The following is a 12,170-nucleotide window of genomic DNA, read 5'->3' as shown; positions in this document are numbered from 1 at the left end:
TTTTGAGGAGTAGGTTCATGCGTATCTTTTTTTTAATTTTGAGTTTAATTTTATTACTTAACACGATTGCCGCCATTATTACCGTGTTTCACCGGCGGCGTAGTATTCCCACCACTTTAGCGTGGTTGATTGTCTTAATTTTATTACCTGTCATTGGCTTTTTAATTTTTGCTTTCTTTGGCCGCGGGATTGCCCAAGAAAACCTCTTTGCCATTAGTAATGCCGAACATATTGGGCTTGATCGATTGAAGCAGATGGTCAACCAGAGTAGCGAGCAAAAGCGCCCGTTAACCCCCAGCGATACGACTTTACTTGCCCAACGTCAAATCGATTACTTTAATCATAATGATGATGTTCCTGTGACAATCCATAATGATCCCCAGATTTTTACCGATGGTCACGCCAAATTCGCCGCGTTAGAACAGGATTTGCGTAATGCCCAAGAAACCATTCATTTAGAATACTATTCTTTTTTTAATGATGAGTTAGGGCGCCAAGTCTTAGATATTCTGACTCAAAAAGCTCAAGCTGGCGTTGAAGTACGCGTGATTTACGATCGCTGGGGGTCTCCCGGGGCCAACAAAAAGTTCTTTCAACCACTAGTTGCCGCTGGGGGGCAAGTCATGCCCTTTATCACTTCACAAAATGCCATCGCTAAGTACCGTTTAAACTACCATTTGCACCGCAAAATCGTCGTCATTGATGGACGCATTGGTTGGACGGGCGGCTTTAATATTGGCAATCAATATCTTGGCCTCAAACCCAAGTTTGGTTATTGGCGCGATACTCATGTGCGTATTTACGGTTATGCCGCGTTATCTTTACAAGAACGCTTTGTTTTAGACTGGAACGCTTCCGTCGATCGCCACCACGAAAAGATTTTATTTCAGGAAAAATATTTTCCCACGCAAATCAAACAGCCCCAGCACATTACCCCGATTCAAATCGTTTCTGATGGTCCCGACAGTAATTTTGACACGCTCAAGGGTGGGTTCATGAGTTTAGTCATGAGTGCCAAAGAAAGCATTTTAATCCAAACGCCCTACTTAATTCCGGATGAACCAATGATTGACGCCCTCTTAGTGGCCGCACGCTCCGGTATTAAAATTAAAATCATCATCCCCGACAAACCAGATCATCCCTTTATTTTTCGAGCTACACAATTTTATGCCAATTTATTAAGCGAGCACAATATTGAAGTTTATAATTATAATAATGGTTTTATGCATGCCAAAACGGCTGTTTTTGACAATCAAGTCAGCGCTATTGGTTCAATGAACCAAGACTACCGCAGCTATAGCCTCAACTTTGAAGCAGATGCCTTCTTTTACGATACTCAGGTCAGCCAACAGCTAACGGAGATCTTTCAAGAGGATTTAAAACACAGCACCTTGTTGACTCCCGAAATCATTCAGCAACAGTCTTACTGGCTCCGCTTTAAACAACTTTTCTCACGCTTACTGTCACCAATCTTATAAATAATTATGTACTAAAAAACCTTGTTTTCCAGAAAATCATCTAGAAACAAGGTTTTTTTATTATATTTAATTTTTGTCCGCAAACTACCTACATGTGAGCAATTTCGACTTCGATATTCTGTGGTAAAACTGCTTTTAACTCTTGCTGTAATTGGGCGACCGACTGTTTAAACGTCATTTGAATATTTTGCCGATTAGCCACGGTAAAAATTGAAATTACTTGCACGGGGGCATTAGGCAATTCTACCGGAATCAGTGTTACATGAGTCAATTTTTGATAACTCAGTGAATTAGAAAAAAAGCCGCTGGTCACTAAGCGCTTTTGCGCCATACCGCCAGTACCTTGCATTAAGGTCACTGTTAAAAAGGCAGCCACCATTACCACGTACCACCACGAATCTTCCGGCATGGATAACACCCACACTCCAAAAATCACAGCAATAATTAAACTGGAAATTTTATATTTAGCATGTACCACAATCTGAGATTGCCAATACAAATTATTTAGTAGCATCGCTACAAAAAAGATATCAATTAAGATTAGTAGCCAATCGTTTAGCATAATGTCCCCCAATTAGTTAATTTGTGAAAGCAAATAAGCTGGAACTACAAAAATTTTTCGTCAATTTACACGAACATTTTTTCTGATGGTACTCCATTTGTCCCAATCTCAATGAATTGCTTCTAAACTTAAATATGATAACATTTAAGTAAGAACTCGCAAACCAAAAGTTCGCAAAAATCTGGCTTTTTGTACCAGATCATTAACATGTAACAACAGTGGTTTTAATATTAAAGGAGGTTCCTTATGAAAATTCCTACCCGCACCACTTATGATGGCTTAATTTTACCACAGATTGGCTTTGGAACTTACAAATTAAATGGCGCAACAGGCGTCAATGCCATTACCAGTGCCTTAAATGCCGGCTATCGGCTCTTAGATACGGCTTTTAATTACGAAAATGAAGGCGCTGTCGGTCAAGCCATTAAGCAAAGCGGCTTGCAACGCTCGCAAATTATTGTTTCTTCTAAATTACCCGGGCGACACCATCGCTACCAAGAAGCACTTCAAACGATTCAAGAATCGCTTTATCGTGCCGGTTTAGACTACTATGACCTGTACTTAATTCATTGGCCTAATCCTAAAGAAGACCTCTATGTCGAAGCTTGGCAAGCCTTAATTACAGCTCAGCAAATGGGTTTAATCAAAACAATTGGCGTGTCTAACTTTTTACCAGAGCATATTGACCGTTTAATTGCCGAAACTAACGTCAAACCAGCAGTTAATCAAATTGAATTGCATCCTTATTTCTCTGAAGCCACATTACGGCACTACGATGATCAACATCAAATCATCACTTGGGCTTGGAGTCCGATCGGCCGTGCTAGTTCTATGTTATCCGACCCCATTATTCAAGGTATTGCGCAAGATTTAGGAAAAAGTGTCGCGCAAGTGATTTTACGCTGGGAAATTCAACTCGGCGTCTTGCCGATTCCAAAAGCTACACATTTTAGTCGGCAGCAGGAAAATTTGCAGGTCTTTGATTTTGAATTAACTCCTGCACAAATGCAGACAATTACTAATTTAGACCGACCTGATGGGCGACTCAAGAATCAGGATCCCGCTGAATATGAAGAATTTTAATAATTAAAATTAAAAAAGGTCCAAAGTTACTGTCAAATTATCGCAATGTTTGACCAGTAATTTTGGACTTTTTTGCTGTCTGACTACCGGCCGTGCTGATTTTTAATCAAACACGCTATCCCTAATCCGAATAAACTAATTGCGAAAAATACCCCAAAGACCAAATGAAATTGTCGTTGTTGCCGCAGAACTAACGTCGCACCATTGGCGGGTAACGCCAATAAAAGTGTGGCTAACGTGACGCCAAAAGAGCCTAAGATTTGTCGTGCGGTGGTAATAACCGCCGTACCATGCGCAATATATTTTTGAGGCAACACATCGGCTCCCAAGGTCACCGCTGGCATCATTACAAAGGCATTGCCACCTTCAATCAGCGCTGCCAAAATCATTAACCAACCTAAATTTAACCGTTGCTGCAACACAAATAATAGTAACCAACCGCCAGTAATCATACTCATTCCTAATAGTAACGTCACTTTAAAGCCCCAATGATCCGCTAATTTTCCGGTTAAGGGGTTCAAGAGACTTAACAAAACCGCTCCTGGAACTAACGCCATTCCAGAAGTAAAGGCCGTTAAATGCAAGATGTTTTGGTAATACAACGGAAAAATAATCGTTACCACGATTAAGGCAATATAAGAAATCCCCGTTAATAATACTGCCCAATCAAAATTAATTTGTTTCAAGACCCGCAATTCTAGCATGGGGTGCAAGCTAGTCAATTGTCGCCAAATAAAAACTGCTAAGCCCAGACTACTCAAAATTAAAATCACACTTAAACTAAAGGTCCACTGCTTACTTTGCCCCCACTTAGTTAAAACATATAAAAAGCCAATAAAATTCACGGTTGAAAGAGCAGAGATGAAATCCAGTTTTGTCGGTTGTAAAACTAAGGGGCTCGTGATCGTAACTAAAGAAAGACCTAAGACCACTGTAATAATGAAGGCAAAACAAATGAAGACCGCTTGCCAAGTAAAAAAGCGTAACACAATCCCCGAAATAATCGGTCCAATAGCTAATGCTGATCCCATAACTAAGCCCGCGGTCCCCATCACGCTGCCACGCCGCTTAGATGGTGTAATTTTTAAGAGCACCGTTTGATAGGCAGGGAATAAAACACCTACAGCCATCGCTTCCAGAATGCGTCCGAATAGCATTAAACCAAACGTTGGCGCCCAGATAATGATCACGGTGCCCACATCAAAAATGGCTAATAAGTTTATAAATAATTTTTTAAAAGCTACATTAGCCAACAACCACGGACTCACTGGAATCATCACCGTCATCACCAACATAAAACCGGTAGTCAACCATTGAATAGTGGTTGCCGGCACCGCAAAATAATGCATTAAAGTCGGATACGCTGTTGACAAGGAAGACTGACTGATGGACATCGTAAAAGTTCCTGCTAATAACGTGGCCACAAACCACCAATGCGCACTTTTGGATAAATGGATTGAATCAGCCATTGCCATCGCTTCTTTCAAACAAACAAATTAAAACAGTTTTATTAGTTAAACGCCCGCAAATCCTTGATAATTAAGGCAACTACTCGCCACAAAATTATTGCTAGTTACTAACCTCGACTTATTTTCCCCCTCATTATTAAACCCTTTTCAGAAAATAGCAAAGAAAATGTTTTTTAAGTTCACCTAATTTAAGGTTTAATTTTGGCGAAAGTAGGAGTATCATTGTTTTTTGGAAAAACATGAGGAGGAATTCTTTTGGTTGAAAATACAAAGAAAAAACACCATTTAATTGAATATGCCAATGGTCCTTCCTTGGAGGAAATCAACAGTACCGTTGAAGTTCCCCATGGCAAAGGCTTTTGGCGCACATTATTTGCCTATTCTGGTCCTGGAGCCTTAGTTGCTGTCGGTTATATGGATCCCGGTAATTGGTCCACATCTATTACTGGTGGTCAGAATTTCCAATATTTATTAATGTCCATCATCTTAATTTCAAGTTTAATTGCCATGCTTTTACAATACATGGCCGCTAAACTTGGCATTGTGACGCAAATGGACTTAGCGCAAGCAATTCGCGCTCGGACAAGTAAATCGCTTGGTGTCATTCTCTGGATTTTAACGGAGTTAGCGATTATGGCGACGGATATTGCGGAAGTTATTGGGGCCGCGATTGCTTTATATCTCCTGTTTAATATTCCGTTAGTCATCGCCGTTTTCATTACCGTCCTGGATGTTTTAGTCTTGCTGTTATTGACTAAAATTGGTTTTCGAAAAATTGAAGCGATTGTTGTGGCCTTAATTTTAGTAATCTTGGTCATCTTCGTTTATCAAGTAGCTTTATCTGATCCCAATTGGGGTGGCGTTTTGAAGGGATTAGTTCCTTCAGCTCAAGCCTTTTCTTCACATCCTGTTGTTAATGGCATGAGTCCGTTACAAGGTGCTTTAGGAATTATTGGGGCGACAGTTATGCCACATAATTTGTATTTGCATTCTTCAATTTCGCAAACACGGAAAATTGATCACAACAATCCCGACGAAGTCGCTGATGCTGTGAAATTCTCTGCTTGGGATTCTAACATTCAATTAACCTTTGCCTTCTTTGTTAATGCGTTGTTATTAATTACTGGTGTCGCAGTCTTCAAGACTGGCGCTGTCAAAGATCCATCATTCTTTGGTTTATATCAAGCTTTATCCGATACTTCCAAATTAAGTAACGGCATTTTAATCTCCATTGCCAAAACAGGCGTTTTATCTACCTTATTCGCGGTCGCTTTGTTAGCTTCTGGTCAAAATTCGACCATCACTGGTACTTTAACTGGTCAGGTTATCATGGAAGGTTTCGTGCACATGAAGATGCCACTGTGGTTACGGCGTTTAGTAACCCGGGTTATTTCCGTGATTCCGGTCCTCTTCTGCGTCTTGATGACTAGTGGTCAAAGCCCCATTAAACAGCACGCTGCATTAAACGATTTAATGAATAATTCACAGGTCTTCTTAGCCTTTGCCTTACCATTCTCCATGCTACCGTTATTAATGTTTACCGATAGTAAGGTAGAAATGGGAACCCGGTTCAAAAACTCACTTTGGGTCAAAGTGTTAGGTTGGATTTCGGTTATTGGTTTAACTTTCTTGAACTTGAAAGGTTTACCAGATTCCATTGCCGGTTTCTACGGTGATAATCCAACAGCCGCGCAATTAACCCAAGCCAACGTGATTGCTTGGATCTTAATTGTCCTAGTTTTAGCTTTATTAGTTTGGACGATTGTGGAATTATACAGAGGCAATAAACGCTTTGAAGAATCCCAATTAGCTAAACAATAAAAAAGTTAAGTATTTGAAATATGACTTTAATTAAAAGAAGTGTTCGCATTGATTGTGAACACTTCTTTTTTAGTTCCAACTGTTTTAACAATGAACAACTTGGGCCAAACGCTCTAACAAGTAAACCACGGGGACTTGACTGGTGAGATTCACCGATTGGCCAATAATACGACTATTAATATGGTAGGAAAAATTTAAATCCGCTAAAGTAGTTAAGGAATTATGGTCATCATTGGTAATACTAACCAAGGTTGCCTTTTGATCATGAAAACTCGTCGCCTGCTCCAGCATTTGCTCAGTTTCACCACTCACCGATAAAATCATCACCACATGATTATTCATAGCCGCATGTCCTAGTTGAATAGGATAAAAAGGATCAGCAATCACGTAAGCTTCACGCCCATTATTCACAAACTGCCGCGCCCCGTAACTAGCCAAATCACCGGAAGTCCCTACACCGAGAAAAACAAAAATCGTCGCCGGATCAAACAAAGTTTTAAACTGCTGAATCTTTTGGTCATAGTTTTCAATATGGGAAAAATAATCGTGCGCTTGATAGGTAATATCATCCACTAAGCCTTGACCAGCTACTTCTTGCTGTAATTGCTGGCAAAATTCATAATAATGCTGATAACCTAAACGATTAATTGTCCGTAAGACTGAGGCCGGCGCCACCCCTAGTTTAGCAGCCAAATGACGCAAACTGTAATCTTTGACTTGCTCCTTATGAACTTTAATATACCGATAAATTCTTTTTTGCGTCGCTGTTAATTGTGTCAATGACTTGTTGAACAACTCCTTTTTTTAAAAAAGACGTAGTCATGACAAAAGTTAACCTCAGCTTTTGTCTCAACCACGTCTTAATTAATTATTGTATCATTCTTATTTAGCAGCTAATTGCTTATATAAATCAACAATTTCTCCTGCTAAATCGCGAAAAGTGATCGCATTCATGATATGATCTTGACCATGAACCATCAATAGCGTCACTTGCTCATGTTCACCACTAGCTTCTTTAGTTAACATGCCCGTTTGCGCGTTATGGGCTTCTGCTAAAAATTTGTCCGCTTCTTTCAGCTTGGCTTCCGCAGTAGCAAAATCATTCACCTTAGCGGCTTTAATTGCTTCAAAAGCAGCACCTTTAGCATTACCACCATTCATGATGAGACCCATAACTGTTTGTAAATTTTCTTCTTCGTTCATTAATTAAATATCCTTTATTCCTGAATTAAACTTAAAGCTTCATCTAAAACTTTCGGTCCGTTCATCATACCGTAGTCTTGCATATTGATGACTTCGACTGGAATGGAAACCCGCTTTTTAAAATCATCTAACATGTAGCTAACTTGCGGCCCCAACATCAAAACATCTGGGTTTTCGGTTTCCATTTTGGAATCTGCATCTGCAGCAGCGGTTGCAAAGATATTAGCTTCAACGCCCTTTTCTTCAGCAGCTTTTTGCATCTTGCTAACTAATAAACTCGTGGACATGCCGGCGGCACATACTAACATAATCGTCTTTTTACTCATAATTAAATTCTCCTTTAATCTTTTACTTACTTATATTAAACCACTAATCTAGGCATTTTGCGCTGCTTTTTCTTCTTTTACTTTTTGATTATCCATGCTCTTAAAGAAGAAGAAGTAAATCAAAGTATCTAAGACAATATTGACAATTTGTAAGACTGCTCCTGAAATATGACCAGTAGCTAAATAACCTGACATAATCGGTGGTGTGGTCCAAGGTACCATGACACCCATCGTTTTAGCAACCCAACCCCATTTCATAGTTAAATAGGTCACGGTAACATTCGTTAACGGTGCTGCAATAAACGGAATGACCATCTTATAGTTCATGACAATTGGTAAACCAAAGATAATCGGTTCGTTAACATTAAAGATCGCAGGTCCAACGACTAATTCACCCAAGGTCTTATACTCTTTACTCTTGGACATAAAGGCAATCATCAACGCTAAACCAATCGTGGCGCCAGAACCACCCATGTGAACAAAGTTATCAAAAAATTGTTGTGTAACAATATTTGGTAAAGCATGACCAGCTTTTAAAGCGGCCGCATTTTGGGCCATCGCAGCTAACCAAATAGGTTGCATCACGCCAGCCACCGTATTGGAACCGTGAATCCCAAAGATCCACAAAATGCAGACCAAACCTTCTGCAACTAGTGCTCCCGGTAAAGTATTACTCAAATGACTCAACGGATCCTGTAAGAAGAAGGTAATCACATTAGGAATACTCTTCATTGGTGTAGCTTCAATTCCTAAACGAATGACCCACACAACTAGTAACGAAATTGCACCCGGAATCAATGACGAGAATGAATTACTGATGGCCGGTGGCACACTCGCGGGCATCTTAATCGTCCAGTTCTTATGAATAATCCAGACATATAAATCAGTAATAAATAAACCGACTAAAATCGCAATAAATAAACCTGAGGAATCCAGTTCTTTTAATGGTACCCACAAATTACCAGCTTTATCCGTTTTCAGCGGAATGGTTAAAATATAGGCTCCAATAGAAACGATCATCGCTGAAAAAGCATCAACTTTATAACTGCGTGCTAAGTTATACGAAATCCCGGCGACAGCGATTAACCCCATAATATGAAACGATGCATTAGTGATATACTGGGCCACATTTGCCCAATTTGGTCCAAAAGTATGCGCCATAAAAGCTAAATAACCCTTAATCGGAAATTGCGCAATAATCATGAAGATTGAACCAATGATAATCATTGGAATCGCAGCTGCCATCCCATCACGTAAAGCTACCATATGACGTGCTGACGATATTCTTTGGAAAAATGGAATCAGTTTAGTCGTTAAAAAACTATTTTTAGACTTTTCTTCAGCCATTTTAACTGCCCCCTTTTTTAAGCTAAATCTTCGCCATTAGATGCAATGACTTTTTGATACCAAGTAAAGGAATCTTTTTTCGAGCGTTCCAAAGTGCCGTGACCTTCATCATCTTTATCCACATAGATAAAGCCATAACGCTTAGACATTTGTCCTGTCCCCGCAGAAACTAAGTCAATGCAACCCCATGGTGTATAACCCATTAAATCAATCCCATCTTCTTCGACGGCTAACTTCATTTGTTCAATATGTGCGCGCAAATAATCAATCCGGTATTGATCATGGACTGAACCATCAGCTTCTTTTTGATCAACCGCGCCAAAACCATTTTCTACAATAAATTGCGGTTTATTGTACCGATCTGCTAACCAATTCATGGCGTAACGCAAACCCTCAGGGTCAATTTGCCAGCCCCACTCAGAGGACTTGACATACGGATTAGGAGTTCCATCTTGGTCTTCATCATAATGATAATTAACTGGTTCATGGTCTTTTGCCCGAACAGCCCGGGACATATAATAACTAAAGCCAATATAATCAACGGTGCCTTGTGCCAAAGTTGCTAAGTCTTCAGCGGTAATATCCATCTCCCAGCCTTGATTAGCTTGATAAGTCCGAAGCCAATGCGGATAACGACCATTAGATTGCACATCTTCAAACCAATACCGCGCTTCATTCGCCCGTTGGGCTTTTAACATATCCGCTGGTTTAGGACTTGCTGGATATAACGGCACCATCGCGATCATCGAACCAATTTGAAAGTCCGGATTAATTTGGTGTCCGATTTGGACCGCTTTCGCACTCGCCACCAATTCATAGTGTGCGGCTTGATACATGGTCTGTTCCATATTTTCACCCGGACGTTTTAACAGCCCGGAATTAGTCATCATCGAAAAATCATTTTTGTAATCGGTTTGATTATTGATCTCATTAAAAGTCATCCAATATTTAACTTTATTTTGGTAGCGTTTAAAGACAGTCTCAGCAAAATTCAAGAAGAAATCAATCACCTTACGGCTGCGCCATCCACCATATTCGGTAACTAGATGATATGGCATTTCAAAATGTGATAACGTAATGACCGGTTCAATGTTATACTTTAAGCATTCATCAAATAAGTCATCGTAAAACTTCAATCCTGCTTCATTAGGTTCTTTTTCATCGCCATTAGGAAAAATGCGCGTCCATGCAATTGACGTCCGAAAACATTTAAAACCCATTTCGGCAAACAATTTAATATCTTCCGGATAACGGTCGTAAAAATCAATGGCTTCGTGATTAGGATAGTACAGCCCGTCTTTAACACCATCGGTAATTTGCCGGGGAACACCATTAGCGCCAGCCGTCATAATATCGGCAACACTCACACCTTTATGACCTGCTTGCCAGCCACCTTCTAATTGATGCGCTGCTACAGCGCCTCCCCACAAAAAATCTGGTCGTAATTGTTTCTTGTTAGTCATCAAACAGCCTCCCAATTTATAAAAACTTTTTTATGTAACGCTTACAAGAAACATTTTACTATTTTGTTTCTAAAAATCAAGATTATGTGGTAAAAAATCAGAAACACGTTTCTCAAAGAAAAATATCTTTTTCCGTCATTCTTGCAAATTAGGCTCATTCAGTTAAACTAAAATTACAATTTAATTAATTAGTTAACACAATGCCCAAGAATTTGCTCGCTGATGAATTTGCTAAAGGAGTTTATTATGACAAAACGACAATTAGGACTATCGATTTATCCAGATCATAGCAATTTTGCAGAAGATAAAAAATACTTAGAATTGGGACACAAATACGGCTTTTCCCGAATTTTCATGAGTATGTTAGAAGTTACCGATTCTCCGGAACAAACTAAAGCTAAATTTCAAAAAATTATCGACGTGGGTAACAAGCTCGGTTATCAAACCATTATTGACGTTGCTCCTAACATCTTTGATGAATTGAATATTTCTTACGATGATTTATCATTTTTTGCTGAATTACATGCAGCGGGCATCAGGTTGGATCAAGCTTTTGATGGCGCCACTGAAGCCATGCTGTCTTATAACCCTTACGGCTTAATTATTGAACTGAACCTTAGTAATAATGTTGATTACTTAAATAATATTTTAAGTTTTCAAGCCAATACGCCCTTTATCTATGGCTGTCACAATTTTTATCCGCAAATAGGAACTGGTTTACCCTATGATTATTTTATGGAGTGTAATCAGCGCTTCAAAAAAGCTGGGATTCATACTGCCGCCTTTGTAGCGAGTCATGTGGGCGACCAAGGGCCGTGGAATGTCAACGATGGCTTACCAACTTTAGAAATGGATCGAAAATTACCTATTGCTGTGCAAGCCAAGCACTTATTTGCCTCTCAAATGATTGACGACGTGATTATCGGCAATGCTTACGCTAGTGAAAGTGAGTTGCGAGCCTTAGCCCAAACTGATCGCTATCAATTAGAATTTGACTTGGAGTTAAATGATACTGTTAATCCGGTTGAAGCAGACATCATGTTCAAGCCACAACATTTTCGGCGCGGTGATATTAATCAATTAGTCATTCGTTCCACTATGCCGCGCGTTACCTATCACGCTGTGGCCAATCCACCGCATGATAATGACCAAGTTTTCCAACGTGGCGATGTTTTAATCGGCAATGATAACTTTGGCGTTTATAAAAATGAACTGCAAATTGCTTTAGAGCCTCATCAAGATTCACGTAAAAATAAAGTCGGACAATTAAAACCGGAAGAACTATTCTTGTTGGACTTCATCAAACCGTGGACAAAATTTAAATTAACGCATCGAACTGACTCCAAGAATTAAATTCTAAGCAGAAAAAACAGCTAGCCTTAGTCCAAACTATTGCTAGCTGTTTTTTAATTGTTAGA

Annotated in this window: 11 protein-coding genes; 4 read left to right on the top strand and 7 right to left on the bottom strand. The window is 39.6% G+C overall.

The window, feature by feature from the left end:
* The first annotated feature begins 17 nt into the window (after nucleotides 1-17).
* Entirely contained in the window at nucleotides 18-1,478 is a 1,461-nt protein-coding gene (gene cls, locus AC3B6D_RS00605) for a cardiolipin synthase (protein WP_489769307.1), read from the top strand.
* Nucleotides 1,479-1,566: 88 nt separating this feature from the next.
* On the opposite strand, the gene AC3B6D_RS00600 is transcribed toward cls, so the two are convergent.
* Nucleotides 1,567-2,040 carry a hypothetical protein gene (locus tag AC3B6D_RS00600; RefSeq protein ID WP_489756984.1) on the bottom strand — a complete coding sequence of 158 codons (474 nt, stop codon included), beginning with the start codon at nucleotides 2,038-2,040 and terminating at the stop codon, nucleotides 1,567-1,569.
* A gap of 246 nt (nucleotides 2,041-2,286) precedes the next feature.
* Here AC3B6D_RS00600 and AC3B6D_RS00595 point away from each other — a divergent pair, with 246 nt between their 5' ends.
* Nucleotides 2,287-3,123 carry an aldo/keto reductase gene (locus AC3B6D_RS00595; protein ID WP_489756983.1) on the top strand — a complete coding sequence of 279 codons (837 nt, stop codon included), beginning with the start codon at nucleotides 2,287-2,289 and terminating at the stop codon, nucleotides 3,121-3,123.
* An 83-nt stretch (nucleotides 3,124-3,206) separates the two neighbouring features.
* Here AC3B6D_RS00595 and AC3B6D_RS00590 read toward each other — a convergent pair whose 3' ends face one another.
* Complete coding sequence (locus AC3B6D_RS00590) at nucleotides 3,207-4,592, bottom strand: MFS transporter (RefSeq protein WP_489774683.1); 1,386 nt, start codon at nucleotides 4,590-4,592, stop codon at nucleotides 3,207-3,209.
* Nucleotides 4,593-4,847: 255 nt separating this feature from the next.
* On the opposite strand from AC3B6D_RS00590, the gene AC3B6D_RS00585 reads away from it, so the two are divergent.
* Entirely contained in the window at nucleotides 4,848-6,413 is a 1,566-nt protein-coding gene (locus tag AC3B6D_RS00585; protein WP_489756981.1) for an Nramp family divalent metal transporter, read from the top strand.
* A gap of 84 nt (nucleotides 6,414-6,497) precedes the next feature.
* Here AC3B6D_RS00585 and AC3B6D_RS00580 read toward each other — a convergent pair whose 3' ends face one another.
* The 5 genes from AC3B6D_RS00580 to AC3B6D_RS00560 form a co-directional block, all read right to left on the bottom strand.
* Complete coding sequence (locus AC3B6D_RS00580; RefSeq protein WP_489774682.1) at nucleotides 6,498-7,193, bottom strand: MurR/RpiR family transcriptional regulator; 696 nt, start codon at nucleotides 7,191-7,193, stop codon at nucleotides 6,498-6,500.
* A gap of 102 nt (nucleotides 7,194-7,295) precedes the next feature.
* Nucleotides 7,296-7,616 carry a PTS lactose/cellobiose transporter subunit IIA gene (locus AC3B6D_RS00575; protein WP_489756979.1) on the bottom strand — a complete coding sequence of 107 codons (321 nt, stop codon included), beginning with the start codon at nucleotides 7,614-7,616 and terminating at the stop codon, nucleotides 7,296-7,298.
* Nucleotides 7,617-7,630: 14 nt separating this feature from the next.
* Nucleotides 7,631-7,942: a PTS sugar transporter subunit IIB gene (locus AC3B6D_RS00570; RefSeq protein ID WP_489756978.1), complete on the bottom strand. Its 312-nt coding sequence runs from the start codon at nucleotides 7,940-7,942 to the stop codon at nucleotides 7,631-7,633.
* Nucleotides 7,943-7,990: 48 nt separating this feature from the next.
* Nucleotides 7,991-9,289: a PTS cellobiose transporter subunit IIC gene (celB, locus tag AC3B6D_RS00565; RefSeq protein ID WP_489774681.1), complete on the bottom strand. Its 1,299-nt coding sequence runs from the start codon at nucleotides 9,287-9,289 to the stop codon at nucleotides 7,991-7,993.
* Nucleotides 9,290-9,306: 17 nt separating this feature from the next.
* Entirely contained in the window at nucleotides 9,307-10,752 is a 1,446-nt protein-coding gene (locus AC3B6D_RS00560) for a 6-phospho-beta-glucosidase (protein WP_489774680.1), read from the bottom strand.
* Between the two features lie 246 nt (nucleotides 10,753-10,998).
* On the opposite strand from AC3B6D_RS00560, the gene AC3B6D_RS00555 reads away from it, so the two are divergent.
* Nucleotides 10,999-12,105, top strand: a complete 1,107-nt coding sequence (locus AC3B6D_RS00555) for a DUF871 domain-containing protein (protein WP_489774679.1) — start codon at nucleotides 10,999-11,001, stop codon at nucleotides 12,103-12,105.
* Nucleotides 12,106-12,170 lie beyond the last annotated feature (65 nt).

The sequence above is a fragment of the Bombilactobacillus sp. ESL1097 genome (genome assembly GCF_058107205.1).
This window is presented reverse-complemented; position numbering and strand designations above follow the sequence as displayed.